The 18,006-nt window shown below is 41.5% G+C and carries 19 protein-coding genes; 15 read left to right on the forward strand and 4 right to left on the reverse strand.

The features are described 5' to 3' along the window. From UKS_RS04030 to UKS_RS04050, 5 genes are all read left to right on the forward strand, one after another. Positions 1–558 (forward strand): DUF1697 domain-containing protein, encoded by a 558-nt coding sequence (locus UKS_RS04030; RefSeq protein WP_156011900.1) that lies wholly within the window; start codon positions 1–3, stop codon positions 556–558. Then, positions 558–1,367: a purine-nucleoside phosphorylase gene (locus UKS_RS04035; protein WP_156011901.1), complete on the forward strand. Its 810-nt coding sequence runs from the start codon at positions 558–560 to the stop codon at positions 1,365–1,367. The genes UKS_RS04030 and UKS_RS04035 overlap by 1 nt, the downstream gene beginning before the upstream one ends. Before the next feature lie 2 nt (positions 1,368–1,369). After that, positions 1,370–2,650, forward strand: a complete 1,281-nt coding sequence (locus UKS_RS04040; RefSeq protein ID WP_156011902.1) for a chloride channel protein — start codon at positions 1,370–1,372, stop codon at positions 2,648–2,650. A gap of 320 nt (positions 2,651–2,970) precedes the next feature. Beyond that, positions 2,971–3,681 (forward strand): purine-nucleoside phosphorylase, encoded by a 711-nt coding sequence (gene deoD / locus UKS_RS04045; RefSeq protein WP_156011903.1) that lies wholly within the window; start codon positions 2,971–2,973, stop codon positions 3,679–3,681. Between the two features lie 229 nt (positions 3,682–3,910). Beyond that, positions 3,911–4,642: an NAD-dependent protein deacylase gene (locus tag UKS_RS04050; RefSeq protein ID WP_156011904.1), complete on the forward strand. Its 732-nt coding sequence runs from the start codon at positions 3,911–3,913 to the stop codon at positions 4,640–4,642. Positions 4,643–4,864: 222 nt separating this feature from the next. Here UKS_RS04050 and UKS_RS04055 read toward each other — a convergent pair whose 3' ends face one another. The 3 genes from UKS_RS04055 to coaA form a co-directional block, all read right to left on the reverse strand. Then, a complete protein-coding gene (locus UKS_RS04055; RefSeq protein WP_156011905.1) occupies positions 4,865–5,377 on the reverse strand; it encodes a DNA topology modulation protein in 513 nt (170 codons plus the stop codon). 64 nt (positions 5,378–5,441) lie between these two features. Continuing rightward, complete coding sequence (gene rpsT / locus UKS_RS04060) at positions 5,442–5,690, reverse strand: 30S ribosomal protein S20 (protein ID WP_029689628.1); 249 nt, start codon at positions 5,688–5,690, stop codon at positions 5,442–5,444. 52 nt (positions 5,691–5,742) lie between these two features. Further along, positions 5,743–6,663 carry a type I pantothenate kinase gene (gene coaA / locus UKS_RS04065; RefSeq protein WP_156011906.1) on the reverse strand — a complete coding sequence of 307 codons (921 nt, stop codon included), beginning with the start codon at positions 6,661–6,663 and terminating at the stop codon, positions 5,743–5,745. 200 nt (positions 6,664–6,863) lie between these two features. Here coaA and UKS_RS04070 point away from each other — a divergent pair, with 200 nt between their 5' ends. From UKS_RS04070 to UKS_RS04110, 9 genes are all read left to right on the forward strand, one after another. Continuing rightward, complete coding sequence (locus UKS_RS04070) at positions 6,864–7,271, forward strand: hypothetical protein (protein ID WP_156011907.1); 408 nt, start codon at positions 6,864–6,866, stop codon at positions 7,269–7,271. 206 nt (positions 7,272–7,477) lie between these two features. After that, positions 7,478–8,068, forward strand: a complete 591-nt coding sequence (locus UKS_RS04075) for a class I SAM-dependent methyltransferase (protein WP_156011908.1) — start codon at positions 7,478–7,480, stop codon at positions 8,066–8,068. Continuing rightward, positions 8,065–9,342, forward strand: a complete 1,278-nt coding sequence (locus UKS_RS04080; protein WP_156011909.1) for a pyrimidine-nucleoside phosphorylase — start codon at positions 8,065–8,067, stop codon at positions 9,340–9,342. The genes UKS_RS04075 and UKS_RS04080 overlap by 4 nt, the downstream gene beginning before the upstream one ends. A gap of 19 nt (positions 9,343–9,361) precedes the next feature. Further along, positions 9,362–10,024: a deoxyribose-phosphate aldolase gene (gene deoC, locus UKS_RS04085; RefSeq protein ID WP_156011910.1), complete on the forward strand. Its 663-nt coding sequence runs from the start codon at positions 9,362–9,364 to the stop codon at positions 10,022–10,024. Next, positions 10,011–10,400 (forward strand): cytidine deaminase, encoded by a 390-nt coding sequence (locus UKS_RS04090; protein ID WP_156011911.1) that lies wholly within the window; start codon positions 10,011–10,013, stop codon positions 10,398–10,400. The genes deoC and UKS_RS04090 overlap by 14 nt, the downstream gene beginning before the upstream one ends. 89 nt (positions 10,401–10,489) lie before the next feature. Continuing rightward, positions 10,490–11,542, forward strand: coding sequence for a BMP family lipoprotein (locus UKS_RS04095; RefSeq protein ID WP_156011912.1), 1,053 nt, complete (start codon positions 10,490–10,492; stop codon positions 11,540–11,542). Positions 11,543–11,685: 143 nt separating this feature from the next. Continuing rightward, positions 11,686–13,221 carry an ABC transporter ATP-binding protein gene (locus UKS_RS04100; RefSeq protein WP_004261507.1) on the forward strand — a complete coding sequence of 512 codons (1,536 nt, stop codon included), beginning with the start codon at positions 11,686–11,688 and terminating at the stop codon, positions 13,219–13,221. Continuing rightward, on the forward strand, positions 13,214–14,272 hold the full coding sequence (locus UKS_RS04105) for an ABC transporter permease (RefSeq protein ID WP_156011913.1): 1,059 nt from the start codon (positions 13,214–13,216) through the stop codon (positions 14,270–14,272). The genes UKS_RS04100 and UKS_RS04105 overlap by 8 nt, the downstream gene beginning before the upstream one ends. Positions 14,273–14,274: 2 nt before the next feature. Beyond that, positions 14,275–15,231 carry an ABC transporter permease gene (locus UKS_RS04110; protein WP_156011914.1) on the forward strand — a complete coding sequence of 319 codons (957 nt, stop codon included), beginning with the start codon at positions 14,275–14,277 and terminating at the stop codon, positions 15,229–15,231. Between the two features lie 34 nt (positions 15,232–15,265). Here the strand turns inward: UKS_RS04110 and plsY are convergent, their stop codons facing one another. Beyond that, the gene (gene plsY / locus UKS_RS04115; RefSeq protein WP_156011915.1) at positions 15,266–15,907 is read right to left on the reverse strand and encodes a glycerol-3-phosphate 1-O-acyltransferase PlsY; all 642 of its coding nucleotides are present in this window, start codon (positions 15,905–15,907) and stop codon (positions 15,266–15,268) included. Between the two features lie 135 nt (positions 15,908–16,042). Here plsY and parE point away from each other — a divergent pair, with 135 nt between their 5' ends. Further along, a complete protein-coding gene (gene parE / locus UKS_RS04120; protein ID WP_156011916.1) occupies positions 16,043–17,986 on the forward strand; it encodes a DNA topoisomerase IV subunit B in 1,944 nt (647 codons plus the stop codon). The last annotated feature ends 20 nt before the right edge of the window (positions 17,987–18,006 follow it).

Below are 18,006 nucleotides of genomic sequence, written 5' to 3' on the forward strand. Positions count from 1 at the left end.
ATGACGCGCTATGCTTTACTGGTTAGGGGCATTAATGTCGGTGGGAAAAATAAGGTCGTCATGGCGCAACTTCGTCTAGAACTGACAGGGTTGGGATTAGAAAATGTTGAAACTTACATCAATAGTGGGAACATTTTCTTTACTTCGACAGCTCCCAAAGCCCAATTGGTTGAAAAGTTAGAGGTATTCTTTGAAGTCCATTATCCATTTATTCAGAGCTTTTCTTTGTTGAGTCATGAAGATTATGAAGAAGAGCTGAATAATCTGCCAGATTGGTGGACTAAAGATTTGGCACGAAAGGATGTTCTCTTCTACACTGAGGACTTGGATGTGGATCAAGCCATCGAGAAAGTGAACAGTTTGGAACTGGTCGATGAAGTGCTTCATTTTGGGAAATTAGGGATCTTCTGGGGTAAATTGTCAGAAGCTAGCTACTCTAAAACAGCTTATCATAAGCACTTGCTTAAGATGCCTTTCTATCGCAATATTACCATTCGTAACGCTAATACCTTTGACAAAATTGGTCAATTTTTAAAACATAAAGAAGGAGATACCTAATGACATTTTTAAATAAAATCAATGAAACAGCTGCTTTCTTGAAAGAAAAGGGTGTTGAAGCGCCGGAGTTCGGCTTGATTCTGGGTTCAGGACTCGGTGAACTTGCTGAAGAAATCGACAATCCAGTTGTTGTAGACTACGCTGAAATTCCAAACTGGGGACGTTCTACTGTTGTTGGACACGCTGGAAAATTGGTATACGGTGAGCTTGCAGGACGTAAAGTCTTGGCCCTTCAAGGACGCTTCCACTTCTACGAAGGAAATCCTCTTGAAGTTGTGACTTTCCCTGTCCGTGTTATGAAAGTCTTGGGCTGCGAAGGTGTAATTGTAACCAACGCTGCTGGAGGTATTGGCTTTGGTCCTGGTACTTTGATGGCTATCACTGACCACATCAATATGACTGGTCAAAACCCATTGATTGGTGAAAACTTGGATGACTTTGGTCCACGTTTCCCTGATATGTCGAAAGCTTACACTCCAGAATACCGTGAGACTGCTCATCAAGTAGCAGACAAATTGGGCATTAAACTGGATGATGGGGTTTATATCGGTGTGACAGGTCCAACTTATGAAACTCCAGCTGAAATCCGTGCATATAAGACTCTTGGTGCAGATGCGGTTGGGATGTCTACAGTTCCTGAAGTTATCGTGGCAGCCCACTCTGGCTTGAAAGTACTAGGTATTTCATGTATCACTAACCACGCTGCTGGTTTCCAAGAAGAACTTAACCACGAAGAAGTAGTGGAAGTAACTGAGCGCGTTAAAGGAGACTTCAAAGGATTGCTGAAAGATATTCTTGCTGAATTATAATCATGGTACAAGAGTTGAGGAGTAGTCTTCAGAAAATCCCATATAACCTTAAATTAGTTCTAGCGGTCATCATGCTAGGGCTAGTTTCAGGCATATTCGGAATTCTGCTCCATTATCTTTTAGAGCTGGTTGAAGGGATTGCTTTTGGTCAGACAGAGCATAACACTGGATTCTTGACAGATGGTGTTGCCTCATCACGAATAGGCTTCAGTTTAATCATCGTGGGTGTCAGTTCTGCCTTGGTCTGGTATTCCTTGCAAAGAAAAGCAAAGATTTTTTCCATCAAAGCGCAGATGAAGGATGAAACATCGCAATACAAACTTCATTTTTTAAAACAGCTAGTTCATTCAATTTGGCAGATTGTTGCAGTTGGAGGAGGGGCACCTATCGGTAAGGAAGCTGCGCCACGGGAGATTGGAGCTTTATTTGCAAGACCTATTGCCAACATTTTTTCTCTCTCCGTGAAGGACCAAATCTTTCTCATTGCCTGTGGAGCTGGTGCGGGTTTAGCGGCTGTCTATCAGGTTCCGTTAACGAGTGTGTTTTTCGTTTTTGAAACCTTAGGAATTGCTTTATCTGTCAAACGATTTTTCTTGGTCGGTCTGACTACCTATGTATCAGCCTTTATAGCAGGCTTTGTTGTTTCAGATCATGCTCTCTACCAGATTCCAGCCATGACTTGGCCACTAGGTGATATGTGGCTTGTTCCTCTATTACTTCTTTTCCTGCCTCCACTCGCTTGGCTTTTTAGTCGCTTCAACAAACAAGTTTCTTCAAAGAGAATAAAGGATAAGCGGATACTCTATACACTGCCTGTGACATTCCTTTTCCTTGTTGGATTAGCTAGCTATTTGCCTCATCTACTTGGTAATGGGCGTATGATGGCTCAGGAGATTTTAAACGGCAGTAATGCCAAGACGGTAATCCTCTTGTTTGTCTTGAAAGCCTTGGTCGTTTTAGTCACCCTTTGGGCAGGTGCCTATGGTGGTACCTTGACGCCATCTTTTGCCTTGGGGATGGCAGGAGCTGCACTCTTGACCATGATTTTAGGTAGTGGAAACCAGCCAGCAGTCTTGCTATTAGGTTCGGTTTGTTTTTTAGCTGTGACCTTGAAGGCTCCCCTGTCTGCAACTGGATTGGTAATAGGTTTCACTGGTCAATCATTAGAGGCTATACCTTTTCTTTTGGTGACTGCTTACTTGGCATTTGGTTTTGCTAAAATGCTGGATCAAATCCCTTGGGAGAAATACTTACGCCCAAAGACAAGGATAAAAGAAACTTAATAAGAATACTCTAGTTTTTCTAATCCAAAATATATTTTAAATTTATAATCCATATCATTTAATAAAGAAAGGTAGAGCATGTGTTCAGATTTGAACACGAGCGGAAAGCTTTTCTAATTATTCAAAAAAAAGGATGAGTTAACCGTATTAGCTGAACTGAATACGGCTTACTCTCCTCTAAATCATCAAAATTAAGAAAGAAAGGAATTGAACCCACCCTAAAAGCAGTGGGGAAAAAGATAGTTGGTCTAGCGAGCATCGCTCACTGCGCCTAACTCCTATTTTCCCTTCGCTTTTTGACGGGTTTGGTATCTTATATTATGTCTATCCATATTGCTGCTAAGCAGGGTGAAATTGCTGATAAAATTCTTCTTCCTGGAGATCCTCTTCGTGCGAAATTTATCGCTGAGAATTTCCTTGAAGATGCTGTTTGCTTTAACGAAGTTCGTAACATGTTTGGTTACACTGGAACTTACAAGGGTCACCGTGTATCTGTCATGGGAACAGGAATGGGGATGCCATCCATCTCTATCTATGCTCGTGAATTGATTGTTGACTACGGAGTGAAAAAATTAATCCGTGTCGGTACAGCCGGTTCTTTGAACGAAGATGTTCACGTTCGTGAGTTGGTCTTGGCACAAGCAGCTGCAACCAATTCAAACATCGTCCGCAATGACTGGCCACAGTACGATTTTCCACAAATCGCTAGCTTTGATTTGCTAGATAAGGCCTACCATATTGCCAAAGACCTCGGCATGACTACTCACGTAGGAAATGTTTTGTCATCAGACGTCTTTTATTCAAACTACTTTGAAAAGAACATCGAGCTTGGTAAGTGGGGAGTAAAAGCGGTGGAAATGGAAGCGGCAGCGCTGTACTATCTAGCAGCCCAATACCATGTTGACGCCCTTGCTATCATGACTATTTCAGATAGTTTGGTTAATCCAGATGAAGATACAACTGCAGAAGAACGTCAAAACACCTTCACTGATATGATGAAGGTTGGTTTGGAAACATTGATTGCTGACTAAAGGTAGGCTCTATTCAGAATGATTTCTCTTGTTCTCAAAATGATAACCACCAACAATGAATCAATCCTGAAATAGGTAAGAATAAGTAAATTGAAGAAAGCCTAATCGTGTCAAAGGACCGATACTTGTCAGTTTAATGTCTAAATCATAATCAAATAAAGTTGGAAGCCTAGTTGACAAGAAATCAAGGCTTTCAACTTTTTAACTTGAAAATTCCTAGGAGTACAAAATGGATAAAATTGAACAACTACAAGGTATTATTGATCAAAGTCAGAAAATTGTCTTTTTCGGTGGTGCAGGGGTTTCTACAGAGTCTAATATTCCAGATTTTCGTAGTTCAGATGGTGTCTATAGTCTGAAGTTGGGGCGCCATTTTACTGCCGAGCAACTGGTTTCACACACTATGTTTGAGCGCTATCCAGAGGATTTTTTTGACTTCTACAAAAAGTATTTAGTCTATCCAGATGCCAAGCCGAATTTAGCACATGATTATCTAGCGTATTTGGAAAAAACAGGTAAATTAAAGGCGATTGTGACGCAAAATATCGATAGCCTCCATGAAATGGCAGGATCTCAGAAAGTTTTGAAACTGCATGGTAGTGCAGATCGTAATTATTGTTTGGGCTGTCATCGCTTTTATGATTTGACTGCCTTTTTGGCACTTGAAGGTCCAGTTCCCCACTGCTTAGATTGTGGTCAGGTGGTCAAACCTGACGTAACCCTTTATGAGGAAGCGCTAGATATGGATGTATTTAGTCGCGCAGCCCAAGCCATTCAGAAAGCAGATTTGTTGATCATTGGTGGAACTTCCTTAGTTGTTTACCCTGCAGCTAGCCTCATCAATTATTTTTCAGGGTCAAATCTTGTCCTTATCAACAAGTCCAGCACTCCTCAAGATAGCCAAGCTGATTTAGTTATCGAAGGTAAGATTGGAGAAGTTTTTTCTAAATTGAGACAATAAAAAACTGAAAGAAGTAGGACTATACTTCCTTCAGTTTTTTTGTATCACGAACTCAGAAACTATGAACAAGATTTTCTTCATTTATCGGGGAATCTCAAATTTGATTTATAAATTGCTCGAGTTATTTTTAATTGTTGAATAAAAGGAAGGCTTTCTGGATGAAAAACTTTCTTTTTTAGTCAATCAGTACATGCTGATTTTAATGAAATGCTACTATATTGTTTACTTTTTTAAAGATCGCAAAAAACAATCAATCTCTGCTTGAGAATGCAGAATATGCATCTTTTCTGGGTAAGTATTGTTTAAGTATTGGTATCTATCCTTAGCATTTTTTGTTCGTCCATCCCAGAGAATCCAACGGATAAATTCCCAATTGAATTGCTCGGGGCATCCCTTAGCCCTACTTTCTCTGACTTTTCCTCGGTATTGAAGATAACGCTTAAAGGCTCGAAGCAGACAATTCCATCGAGAGAAATTTAGAAAGATGATTTGATCTGCTTCTTTCATTCTTTCCTCATAGCAACACCAAGAGTAGTTGCCATCAATGACCCAGTTTTTGTTTTTGACTAGAAAAGTTTTCATTTCCTTATGCATCCAGTCACGGTCACTGTCTTGCCAACCAGGTTGAAATTGGAGAGTATCTATATGAAGTTTTGGGATAGAGTAGTGCCTAGCTAGTTTTTCTGCCAGAGTTGATTTTCCTGATCCAGAATATCCAATGATAGCTATTTTCATAATAACCTCCGGAAAATGTGTACAAAAAAAGCTCCGAGGAGCTCATTTTGTATGCAGTTAATGATTAACCAAGTTTAGCTGCAAGACGAGCTTTGTCGCGGCTTGCTTTGTTTTTGTGAATCAAACCTTTAGTTTCTGCTTTATCGATAGCTGAGCTGGCAGCACGGTAAAGTTCTTCAGATGGGTTTGCTTCAAAAGCTTTGATAGCAGTACGCATAGCTGATTTTTGAGCTGAGTTTTTTTCGTTTTGTTTAACGTTCAATTCAGCGCGTTTGATAGCTGATTTAATGTTTGCCAATGTTCTTACCTCCATTTTTACTAACTATACCATTATATCTGAAAACTTACGTTTTGACAAGGGAAAATTATTTTTTTAAGTAAATTTCATCGATTTCATGGTTCTTTGTTTTGTGAAGAATCACTTCCGCACGATTTCGGGTCGGTTCAATATAATTTTGTAGATTGGTGAGATTGATACTGGTCCAGACTTGATGGGCAAAATCCTTCACTTCATTAAGAGGAAGTTGAGTGAAACGGTAGTAATAGTTGCCTGGATCATCTTGAGCAAAGCTAAGAAGTTTTAAGAAACGATCCAAATACCAGCTTTCAATATCCTCGACTGCGGCATCGACATAGATTGAAAAGTCAAAGAAATCAGTGATGTAAAGACGTTCGTTTTGTGGATTTTGAAAGACATTGATTCCTTCAACAATGACAAAATCAGCGGCTTCTACTCCTTGTTTTTGACCTGGCACGATATCATAGATTTCATGGGAATAAACAGGTATATCCACATCCTGCCCATTTTTAAGTTGGTCTAGGAAATTGAGCAAAGCTTCCATGTCGTAGCTCTCAGGAAAACCCTTGCGGTTGAGAATATCTTGCTCAATTAAGACACTGTTTGGGTATAAAAAACCATCCGTAGTAACCAGTTCAACACTTGCTCCAGGAACGATACGAGAAAGCAAAATTTGCAAGAGCCGACTTGTGGTTGATTTACCTACGGCAACACTCCCAGAAACCCCAATAATAAAAGGCTGAGTTTTACCCTCTCTTTGAAGGAAAATGCCTTTTGAAAAGGCAAGGTCTTCTTTGGAACGTTTATAAATCTGAATCAGATTTGCCAGTGGCAGATAGATATCAGTAACATCTTGTAGGCTAATCTGATCATTGAAACTCTTAATTGAATCTAATTCTTCCTCGGTCAAGGGAGGGGTTGTTTTGCGATGCAAGGATTGCCAAGTTTCGCGGTTTATCTTTTCAAAATGTAAAAATTCGTTGGTCATTTGTTTTCCCCTAGATATTTTGTCTATCTTACCATAAAAAGCCAAAAAAATAAAGCGGTTTCTTGATGGTAGTAAGCTGATATAGTATAATAGAGGTAGATAGAGGTTGACCAATTTATAGATGAAGTAGGAGATAGTTTCTGCTGATTTATAAGCTAATAAAGGGGGCTTTTTAGTTCACAACTTATAGGAGGTGTACTATGAAAATCTTAAAACGTTACATACTGGAGCTCTGTTTTATTTTAAGTTTTGCACTACCTTTTTTAAAAGGAGCCAATGCGGATAATGGTAGACGCTTTGTGGAAATCTATTACGGTTTTACTTTTTTGATGGAACATGCTATTGTAACAGCTATCTTTATCTGTTCGCTCTTAATTGCTTTCTTCCTAAAAAAACGGTGGTCGAAATGGCTTGCTGCTGGTAGTTATGTCTTTTTAGTCCTATGGATTGCGACAGAGGGTTATTTCTTCCGCATGTCACTAGTAGATTTGATACGACTTTGGACAAGTTTGGAAATCCTGACAAAAACTTATCAGTTGGGCTTTTATCTAAACATCTTGTTGGGAATTTTGTTGATAATTAAGTATCTGAAGGTTAAGCAATCGTAATCAAAATGCGTCTGATTATAGATGATAAATTTATTGTTTTATTCTGACTGTGATATTTCTGGTTCTAAATGGTTTATCATTCATCTATAAGTGTTGAAAGAGATTGAAGAAAAGGTCCTCTTGACTAGCTTTCTTCAGTCTTTTTCCTTTTATTATCCATTTGTAAACGATTTACAATTTAAGGCAAATTATGGTAAAATAGTTTCATGAGTAAAATGTATTATGCAGAGAATCCTGACGCTGCTCACGACATTCATGAGTTGAGAGTGGACTTGTTGGGAGAAAAAATGACCTTTTTGACGGATGCGGGTGTTTTTAGCAAGAAAATGATTGACTTTGGAAGTCAACTTTTGCTCAAGTGTCTTGAGGTCAACCAAGGAGAAACTGTCCTTGATGTAGGCTGTGGTTACGGACCTTTAGGCTTGTCCTTGGCTAAGGCTTATGGCATTCAGGCGACCATGGTCGATATCAACAATCGTGCCTTGGATTTGGCGCGACAAAATGCTGAACGAAATAAAGTAGAAGCGACGATTTTTCAGTCCAACATCTATGAACAAGTTGAAGGGAAATTTGACCATGTCATTTCCAACCCTCCTATCCGTGCGGGCAAGCAAATGGTTCATGAAATCATTGAGAACAGTAAAGATTTCTTGGAAACTGGTGGAGATTTAACAATCGTTATCCAGAAAAAACAAGGGGCTCCAAGTGCCAAGTCCAAGATGGAAGATGTGTTTGGTAATTGTGAAATCGTCAAAAAAGATAAGGGATACTATATCCTTAGAAGTGTGAAAGAATGAGAGCAGTTGATTTAATCCAAAAAAAACGAGACGGTCAAGAATTAACTTCGAGTGAAATTGAATGGTTAGTTGAAGGTTATGTGTCAGGAACTGTCCCTGATTATCAGATGTCTGCCTTTGCTATGGCTGTTTATTTTAAAGGAATGACGACTCAAGAAATATCTAATTTGACCATGAAGATGGTCAAGACAGGTCAAGAGTTTGATTTATCCGCTATTGATGGGGTTAAGGTTGACAAGCATTCTACGGGTGGTGTTGGTGATAAGGTGACCTTGATTTTAGCTCCCCTTGTTGCTAGCTTCGGTGTGCCTGTGGCTAAAATGAGTGGTCGTGGTCTCGGCCATACTGGTGGGACAATTGATAAATTGGAGTCCATTAAGGGCTATCAAGTCGAGCGTAGTCAAGAAGATTTTATTCGTCAGGTGCAGGATATTGGTGTATCTGTCATTGGGCAATCAGACCAGCTGGTCAAAGCGGATAAGCTTCTCTATGCCCTTCGTGATGTGACCGCAACTGTTGACACGATTCCGTTGATTGCCAGTTCTGTCATGAGCAAGAAAATTGCTGCAGGGGCGGATGCTATTTTGCTAGATGTGACTGTCGGTGAGGGTGCCTTCATGAAGACGGTTGATGAGGCGCGCGAGTTGGCTCAAACCATGGTGGAACTTGGTAAGGCAGTTGGCCGAAAGACAGTAGCAGTCATTACGGATATGAGCCAGCCCTTGGGACGAGCAATTGGAAATCGTCTGGAAATCCTTGAAGCACTGGAGATTTTACAAGGGCAAGGCCGTCAGGATATTACCCACTTTATTTGTGAATTGGCTCAAATTATGCTTGGTTTAGCAAATGTAAATAAAACAGTTGAAGAAGTTCGCCAACATCTTGAAAATGGTCAAGCACTGGCTAAGTTTGAGGAGATGGTCCAAGCCCAAGGCGGAGATTTGGAAGACCTCTATCGTCCTGTAAATGTAGCCCATGTGGTGGAAATCCCTGCTCAGGAAACGGGGGTCATTTCAGCTCTTCCAGCTATGGAATTTGGGCTTTATGCTATGAGACTGGGTGCTGGCCGTGCAGTCAAATCTGATGATTTGGACTATGAAACTGGAATTGTTTTTGAAAAGAAGGTTGGAGATTCTGTTCAAAAGGGCGAAATTGTTGCAAAAGTATACACAAATGGAAAAATTCCTCCTCAGCTAGTTACAGATTTTCAAAAATATGTTAAAATAAATGATGGAGTGCAAAGTTTACGAGAAATTATAGAAATCATCTCATAAAACTAGGGAGAATCCGAATATGAAGTTAAATAAATATATCGATCATACGCTTTTGAAACAAGATGCAACAGAAAATCAAATTGATTGTTTGTTATCTGAAGCTAGAGAGTATGATTTTGCCAGTGTTTGCGTTAATCCGACCTGGGTTGAACATGCTAAAAAAGGACTTGAAGGCACAGATGTAAAGGTCTGCACAGTAGTAGGTTTCCCTTTGGGAGCAACAACTTCAGCTGTGAAAGCTTTTGAAACAAAAGAAGCTATCCAAAATGGTGCCGATGAGATTGATATGGTGATCAATGTTGGGGCTCTCAAATCAGGCGATTTAGCCTTGGTTGAGTCGGATATTCGAGCAGTAGTGGAAGCAAGTGGTGATAAGTTAGTAAAAGTCATTATTGAAGCTTGCCTTCTAACAGACCAAGAAAAAGTTGTGGCTTGCCAATTAGCCCAAAAAGCTGGAGCTGATTTTGTTAAAACATCTACTGGCTTTTCAACTGGTGGTGCGACGGTAGCAGATGTTAGATTAATGCGTGAAACAGTTGGACCTGATATGGGTGTCAAGGCTGCTGGCGGAGCTCGTTCTTATGCAGATGCTCTTGCCTTTGTTGAAGCTGGGGCGACCCGTATCGGAACGTCAGCTGGGGTAGCCATTTTAAAAGGAGAATTGGCTGATGGCGACTACTGAGTTAATTGAACTAGCAATTGAAACCAGCAAGAAAGCCTATGTGCCCTATTCTCATTTTCCTATCGGAGCTGTTTTAGTAGCCAAGGATGGTAGTATTTATACAGGTGTGAACATCGAGAATGCTAGCTACCCTTTGACTAACTGTGGAGAACGCACAGCGATTTTTAAAGCAGTTTCCGAAGGTCAAAGAGAGTTTTCAGAATTGATTGTCTATGGACAGACTGAAAAACCAATCTCGCCATGCGGTGCTTGTCGCCAAGTGATGGCTGAATTTTTTGAACAAGCTCTAAAAGTGACCTTAGTCGCAAAAGATAAATCGACGGTCGAGATGACGGTCGGGGAATTACTTCCATACTCTTTTACAGACTTAAACTAGTCTGAGTCGCTCTCTGAGTGGCACGGTCCTTGTGGCCAACCAATCCATACTTGCAACATCGTTGCACATCTTATTTAGGAGGTTCAGTAATGAACAAGAAACAATGGCTAGGCCTTGGTCTAGTTGCAGTGGCAGCAGTTGGACTTGCTGCATGTGGTAACCGCTCTTCTCGTAACGCAGCTTCATCTTCTGATGTGAAGACAAAAGCAGCAATCGTAACTGATACTGGTGGTGTTGATGACAAATCATTCAACCAATCAGCTTGGGAAGGTTTGCAAGATTGGGGTAAAGAACACAATCTTTCAAAAGATAAAGGTTTTACTTACTTCCAATCAACAAGTGAAGCTGACTACGCTAACAACTTGCAACAAGCGGCTGGAAGTTACAACCTAATCTTCGGTGTTGGTTTTGCTCTTCACAATGCGGTTGAAGAAGCAGCAAAAGAGCACACTGATATCAACTATGTTTTGATTGATGATGTTATTAAAGACCAAAAGAATGTTGCTAGCGTAACTTTTGCTGATAATGAGTCAGGTTACCTTGCAGGTGTAGCTGCAGCTAAAACAACTAAGACAAAACAAGTTGGTTTTGTAGGTGGGCAGGAGTCAGAAGTTATCTCTCGTTTTGAAGCAGGGTTCAAGGCTGGTGTTGCGTCAGTAGACCCATCTATCAAAGTACAAGTTGACTATGCTGGTTCATTCGGTGATGCCGCTAAAGGTAAAACAATTGCAGCCGCACAATACGCAGCTGGTGCAGATATTGTTTACCAAGTAGCTGGTGGTACAGGTGCAGGTGTCTTTGCAGAAGCAAAATCACTTAACGAAAGCCGTCCTGAAAATGAAAAAGTTTGGGTTATCGGTGTTGACCGTGACCAAGAAGCAGAAGGTAAATACACTTCTAAAGATGGCAAAGAATCAAACTTTGTTCTTGTATCTACTTTGAAACAAGTTGGTACAACTGTAAAAGATATTTCTAACAAGGCAGAAAAAGGTGAATTCCCTGGCGGTCAAGTGATCGTTTACTCATTGAAGGATAAAGGGGTTGACTTGGCAGTAACAAACCTTTCAGAAGAAGGTAAAAAAGCTGTTGAAGATGCTAAAGCTAAAATCCTTGATGGAAGCGTAAAAATTCCTGAAAAATAATGGATGGAAGTCATTTCTTAGGAAGCGGCCCTTGGCCGCTTTTTTAAGAGTTGAGACAAAGTCATTTTGTCTCAGTAAAGCTTGCTACTAGAGAAACTAGCAAGTTTTATTGAAATAAAATAAGACTCTGAAAGGAAGAGCACATGGCACACGAAAATGTCATTGAGATGCGTGATATTACTAAGGTGTTTGGTGAATTTGTTGCCAACGACAAAATCAACTTGCACCTACGAAAAGGTGAAATTCATGCACTTTTAGGAGAAAATGGGGCTGGAAAGTCCACGCTCATGAACATGTTAGCAGGGCTTCTTGAACCAACCAGTGGTGAAATTGTGGTCAACGGTCAAGTTGTCAACCTCGATTCACCATCTAAAGCAGCTAGCTTGGGAATCGGAATGGTTCACCAGCACTTTATGTTGGTAGAAGCCTTTACAGTGGCTGAAAACATTATTTTAGGTAGTGAATTAACTAAAAATGGTGTATTAGATATCGCTGGAGCTAGCAAAGAAATCAAGGCTCTTTCTGAACGTTATGGCTTAGCTGTTGACCCTTCTGCCAAGGTAGCAGATATCTCAGTTGGAGCCCAACAACGTGTAGAAATTTTAAAAACCCTTTATCGGGGGGCTGATATCCTTATCTTTGATGAACCAACGGCTGTCTTGACTCCATCAGAAATTGATGAGTTGATGGCTATTTTGAAAAATCTTGTCAAAGAAGGAAAATCAATTATCTTGATTACCCACAAGTTGGACGAGATTCGCGCAGTTTCTGACCGCGTTACAGTTATCCGTCGTGGGAAATCAATTGAAACAGTCGAAATTGCAGGAGCTACCAATGCTGATTTGGCAGAAATGATGGTGGGACGCTCTGTTTCCTTTAAAACAGAGAAGCAAGCTTCTCAACCAAAAGAAGTGGTCTTGTCTATTAAAGACTTGGTGGTCAATGAAAACCGCGGTGTCCCAGCTGTGAAAAATCTGTCCTTGGATGTTCGTGCTGGAGAGATTGTTGGGATTGCGGGAATTGATGGAAATGGTCAGTCTGAACTGATTCAAGCTATTACAGGTCTTCGCAAGGTTGAATCTGGTAGTATTGAGCTAAAAGGAGATTCAATTGTAGGCTTGCACCCACGTCAGATTACAGAGTTGAGTGTTGGGCACGTTCCAGAAGACCGTCACCGTGATGGCTTGATTTTGGAAATGATGATTTCTGAAAATATTGCCCTTCAAACCTACTACAAAGAACCACATAGTAAAAATGGAATTTTGAACTATTCAAATATTACTTCTTATGCTAAAAAGCTAATGGAAGAATTTGATGTTCGTGCTGCCAGTGAATTTGTTCCTGCAGCTGCACTCTCAGGAGGAAATCAACAAAAAGCAATTATTGCTCGTGAAATTGATCGTGATCCTGATCTCCTTATCGTCAGCCAGCCAACTCGTGGGTTGGATGTCGGTGCCATTGAATATATCCACAAACGCTTGATTGAAGAGCGTGATAATGGGAAGGCTGTCCTTGTTGTCAGCTTTGAGTTGGATGAGATTTTAAACGTCTCAGACCGTATTGCTGTTATCCATGATGGTAAGATTCAAGGTATTGTATCACCAGAAACAACCAATAAACAAGAACTTGGTGTCTTGATGGCTGGTGGAAACTTGGGAAAGGAGAAGAGTGATGTCTAAAAAATTACAACAAATTTCGGTTCCCTTGATTTCTGTCTTCCTAGGAATTTTACTTGGAGCCATTGTCATGTGGATCTTTGGTTATGACGCTATTTGGGGCTACGAAGAATTGTTCTATACAGCCTTTGGTAGTCTACGCGGGATTGGGGAAATCTTCCGTGCTATGGGACCTCTAATTTTGATTGGTCTTGGTTTTGCCGTTGCCAGTCGCGCTGGTTTCTTTAACGTGGGGCTTCCTGGTCAGGCTTTGGCAGGTTGGATTCTCAGTGGTTGGTTTGCCCTGTCGCATCCAGATATGCCCCGTCCCTTGATGATTCTAGCAACCATCGGGATTGCCTTGATTGCAGGTGGGATTGTCGGTGCGATTCCAGGTATTCTGAGAGCCTATCTAGGGACGTCAGAGGTTATCGTAACCATCATGATGAACTACATTGTATTGTATGTGGGAAATGCTTTTATCCATGCTTTCCCTAAAGACTTCATGCAAAGTACAGATTCGACCATTCGTGTTGGGGCTAATGCAACCTATCAGACACCTTGGTTGTCTGAGTTGACTGGTAATTCGCGGATGAATATCGGTATTTTCTTTGCTCTCATTGCCGTTGCAGTTATTTGGTTCATGCTCAAGAAAACAACCCTTGGTTTTGAAATCCGTGCAGTTGGTCTTAATCCTCACGCATCAGAATACGCTGGTATTTCTGCCAAACGAACAATTATCCTCTCAATGATTATCTCAGGTGCCTTGGCAGGTCTTGGTGGAGCTGTTGAAGGTCTGGGAACCTTCCAGAACGTTTATGTCCAGGGAGCGTCATTAGCTATCGGATTTAACGGGATGGCGGTTAGTCTGCTTGCGGCCAATTCACCAATTGGTATTCTCTTTGCAGCCTTCCTATTTGGTGTTCTCCAAGTTGGAGCTCCTGGTATGAATGCGGCACAGGTACCGTCTGAGCTTGTCAGTATTGTAACAGCGTCTATTATCTTCTTTGTCAGTGTTCATTACCTTATCGAACGCTTTGTCAAACCGAAAAAACAAGTTAAAGGAGGTAAGTAAAGATGTCTATTACAACCTTGCTCACCCTCTTGGTGTCTTCTATGCTGATTTACTCAGCACCCCTCATCTTTACAAGTATCGGTGGTGTTTTCTCTGAACGTGGTGGTGTGGTAAACGTCGGCCTTGAAGGAATTATGGTTATGGGGGCCTTTTCTGGAGTTGTCTTTAACCTTGAATTTGCAGAACAATTTGGAGCAGCAACTCCATGGCTATCCTTGCTAGTTGCAGGATTGATTGGAGGCCTCTTCTCTATCATCCACGCAGTAGCGACGATTCATTTCCGTGCAGACCATGTTGTCAGCGGTACGGTATTGAACTTGATGGCGCCGGCCTTGGCTGTTTTCTTGGTGAAAGTACTTTATAACAAAGGACAAACTGACAACCTAAGTCAGACTTTTGGACGCTTTGATTTCCCAGTCTTGGCAAATATTCCAGTAATCGGTGATATCTTCTTCAAGTCAACTAGTCTACTTGGTTATCTGGCCATTGCCTTCTCATTTCTTGCTTGGTTTATTCTCTTTAAGACTCGCTTTGGTCTTCGTCTTCGCTCTGTCGGTGAACACCCTCAAGCGGCGGATACCTTGGGAATCAATGTTTACAAGATGAGATATTTAGGAGTTATTATTTCAGGTTTCCTAGGTGGAATTGGCGGAGCGATTTATGCTCAATCTATTTCAGTTAACTTCTCAGTGACAACTATTGTTGGTCCTGGATTTATCGCCCTTGCTGCGATGATCTTCGGAAAATGGAATCCAATCGGAGCCATGCTATCTAGCCTCTTCTTTGGACTTTCACAAAGTTTGGCTGTTATTGGGTCTCAATTGCCGTTCCTACAAGGAGTGCCTACGGTTTATCTTCAAATCGCTCCTTATGTTTTGACCATTCTTGTCTTGGCAGCCTTCTTTGGAAAAGCAGTTGCGCCTAAGGCAGACGGTATCAACTACATCAAATCAAAATAAGCATACAAAAAAACGTCAGTACAGAACTGGCGTTTTATTTTTTAGGATGTTGATGGGTTAGGTTTAACCCCCAAGGGACCAAATTTTCAGTTTTATTTTTGATACGAGCGATATTGTCCTTATGGCGAATGATAATCAAGCTAGCAAGTGCTAGGATAATCAAAATAAAGAGAGGATCATAGCTGTTTAGGATAAAACCAAAAAGTGGAAGGAATAGAACCCCGATAACGGCTGCGATAGATGCTGTGACACTAGACAGTGAAATCATACTACCAAGATAAAGAGTTCCAAAGAAAACAATCGCTAGATAGAGGCAGAAAACAGGGGCAAATCCGAAAACCACTCCAGCACTAGTTGCGACAGCCTTGCCCCCTTTAAATCCTGCAAAGATAGGGAAGGTATGTCCAATGACAGCCAAAAGTCCAAAGATGAGAGGCGAAACGCCTTGCAGATGAAACATAATCGGAAGAAGCGTTGCTAGGGTTCCTTTAAAAAAGTCAATGACAAAGGTTGCCATGCCCGCTTTCTTACCTAAAATGCGGAAGGTATTAGTTGTTCCAGTATTTCCAGAACCATGCTCGCGCAGATTGATTTGAAAGAATACTTGTCCAATCCAGAGACCAGACGGAATCGAACCCAGCAGATAGGCTAGGATTAATAAAACTATTGTAATCATACTCCTATTATATCATGAAATGGAGAAGAAAGGCAGAGAATCTCTTCTGAAATTATCACACCTGAGAAAGAAAAATTTTGCAAAATCCTTGGAAAACCTGTAGAATAGTAAAGATGAATGAATAGGAGGTTCCTTGTGTCAAAAAAGGAAATCAATATTAACAATTATAATGATGACGCCATTCAGGTGCTAGAAGGGTTGGATGCGGTCCGAAAACGTCCAGGGATGTATATCGGATCGACCGATGGTGCTGGTCTCCACCACCTAGTCTGGGAAATCGTTGATAATGCAGTCGATGAAGCCTTGTCTGGGTTTGGTGATCGTATCGATGTAACTATCAATAAAGACGGTAGTCTAACGGTTCAAGACCATGGACGTGGGATGCCGACAGGTATGCACGCTATGGGAATCCCAACAGTTGAGGTTATCTTTACCATTCTTCACGCCGGAGGGAAATTTGGTCAAGGAGGATACAAGACATCAGGTGGACTTCACGGGGTGGGTTCTTCCGTTGTTAATGCCCTTTCTAGCTGGCTAGAAGTTGAAATCACCCGTGGTGGTGCAATCTACAGGCAACGTTTTGAAAATGGGGGCAAGCCTGTCACGACCTTGAAGAAAATCGGTACAGCGCCTAAGTCTAAGACAGGTACCAAGGTGACCTTCATGCCTGATGCGACGATCTTTTCTACGACAGATTTTAAATACAATACCATCTCAGAGCGTCTTAATGAATCAGCATTTCTCTTGAAAAATGTGACCTTGTCTTTGACAGATAAGCGAACAGATGAAGCAATCGAGTTCCATTATGAGAACGGGGTACAGGACTTTGTTTCTTATCTAAACGAAGACAAGGAAACCTTGACGCCAGTTCTATACTTTGAAGGTGAAGACAATGGTTTCCAAGTGGAAGTGGCCCTCCAGTACAATGATGGATTTTCAGATAATATCTTGTCTTTTGTCAATAACGTACGTACTAAAGATGGTGGGACGCATGAGACGGGACTTAAGTCTGCTATCACCAAAGTTATGAATGACTATGCGCGCAAGACGGGGCTTCTCAAGGAAAAAGATAAAAATCTTGAAGGATCAGACTATCGTGAGGGGCTAGCGGCTGTCCTCTCTATTCTAGTTCCTGAAGAACATTTGCAGTTTGAGGGCCAGACCAAGGACAAACTAGGAAGTCCACTAGCTCGCCCAGTTGTGGATGGAATTGTGACTGATAAGTTGACTTTCTTCCTAATGGAAAACGGAGAATTGGCTTCGAACCTCATCCGCAAGGCTATCAAGGCCCGTGATGCTCGCGAAGCAGCACGTAAAGCGCGTGATGAGAGCCGAAATGGCAAGAAAAACAAAAAAGACAAGGGCTTGTTGTCTGGGAAATTGACCCCAGCCCAGTCTAAAAATCCAGCTAAGAATGAACTCTACCTGGTCGAGGGGGACTCTGCCGGTGGATCTGCCAAACAAGGACGTGATCGTAAGTTCCAGGCTATTTTGCCTCTTCGTGGTAAGGTCATCAATACAGCCAAGGCTAAGATGGCAGATATCCTCAAAAATGAGGAAATCAATACTATGATTTATACTATTGGCGCGGGTGTTGGAGCAGACTTCTCCCTTGAAGATGCTAACTATGATAAGATCATTATCATGACCGATGCGGATACCGACGGTGCCCACATCCAAACACTTCTCTTAACCTTCTTTTATCGCTACATGCGTCCTCTAGTCGAGGCAGGTCATGTCTACATCGCCCTTCCGCCTCTTTACAAGATGTCCAAAGGAAAAGGCAAGAAAGAAGAAGTGGCTTACGCTTGGACGGACGGAGAATTAGAAGAACTCCGCAAGCAGTTTAGCAAGGGGGCCACCCTTCAACGCTACAAGGGGCTTGGTGAGATGAATGCGGACCAGCTCTGGGAAACAACCATGAACCCAGAAACGCGTACCCTCATCCGTGTCACAATCGAAGACCTAGCTCGCGCGGAACGCCGCGTCAATGTCCTCATGGGAGATAAAGTCGAACCACGACGTAAGTGGATTGAGGACAATGTCAAGTTTACGCTGGAAGAAGCAACAGTATTTTAAAAGATCCAAAAAGGAGAACA

The organism is Streptococcus sp. 116-D4, assembly GCF_009731465.1.
Classification (GTDB): Bacteria; Bacillota; Bacilli; order Lactobacillales; family Streptococcaceae; genus Streptococcus; species Streptococcus pseudopneumoniae_E.

Bases quoted from the DNA above. Each gene is read 5' to 3' on its own strand.
- UKS_RS04030 (WP_156011900.1), top strand. From the start codon at position 1: ATGACGCGCTATGCTTTACTGGTTAGGGGCATTAATGTCGGTGGGAAA.
- UKS_RS04035 (WP_156011901.1), top strand. From the start codon at position 558: ATGACATTTTTAAATAAAATCAATGAAACAGCTGCTTTCTTGAAAGAA.
- UKS_RS04040 (WP_156011902.1), top strand. From the start codon at position 1,370: ATGGTACAAGAGTTGAGGAGTAGTCTTCAGAAAATCCCATATAACCTT.
- deoD (WP_156011903.1), top strand. From the start codon at position 2,971: ATGTCTATCCATATTGCTGCTAAGCAGGGTGAAATTGCTGATAAAATT.
- UKS_RS04050 (WP_156011904.1), top strand. From the start codon at position 3,911: ATGGATAAAATTGAACAACTACAAGGTATTATTGATCAAAGTCAGAAA.
- UKS_RS04055 (WP_156011905.1), bottom strand. From the start codon at position 5,377: ATGAAAATAGCTATCATTGGATATTCTGGATCAGGAAAATCAACTCTG.
- rpsT (WP_029689628.1), bottom strand. From the start codon at position 5,690: ATGGAGGTAAGAACATTGGCAAACATTAAATCAGCTATCAAACGCGCT.
- coaA (WP_156011906.1), bottom strand. From the start codon at position 6,663: ATGACCAACGAATTTTTACATTTTGAAAAGATAAACCGCGAAACTTGG.
- UKS_RS04070 (WP_156011907.1), top strand. From the start codon at position 6,864: ATGAAAATCTTAAAACGTTACATACTGGAGCTCTGTTTTATTTTAAGT.
- UKS_RS04075 (WP_156011908.1), top strand. From the start codon at position 7,478: ATGAGTAAAATGTATTATGCAGAGAATCCTGACGCTGCTCACGACATT.
- UKS_RS04080 (WP_156011909.1), top strand. From the start codon at position 8,065: ATGAGAGCAGTTGATTTAATCCAAAAAAAACGAGACGGTCAAGAATTA.
- deoC (WP_156011910.1), top strand. From the start codon at position 9,362: ATGAAGTTAAATAAATATATCGATCATACGCTTTTGAAACAAGATGCA.
- UKS_RS04090 (WP_156011911.1), top strand. From the start codon at position 10,011: ATGGCGACTACTGAGTTAATTGAACTAGCAATTGAAACCAGCAAGAAA.
- UKS_RS04095 (WP_156011912.1), top strand. From the start codon at position 10,490: ATGAACAAGAAACAATGGCTAGGCCTTGGTCTAGTTGCAGTGGCAGCA.
- UKS_RS04100 (WP_004261507.1), top strand. From the start codon at position 11,686: ATGGCACACGAAAATGTCATTGAGATGCGTGATATTACTAAGGTGTTT.
- UKS_RS04105 (WP_156011913.1), top strand. From the start codon at position 13,214: ATGTCTAAAAAATTACAACAAATTTCGGTTCCCTTGATTTCTGTCTTC.
- UKS_RS04110 (WP_156011914.1), top strand. From the start codon at position 14,275: ATGTCTATTACAACCTTGCTCACCCTCTTGGTGTCTTCTATGCTGATT.
- plsY (WP_156011915.1), bottom strand. From the start codon at position 15,907: ATGATTACAATAGTTTTATTAATCCTAGCCTATCTGCTGGGTTCGATT.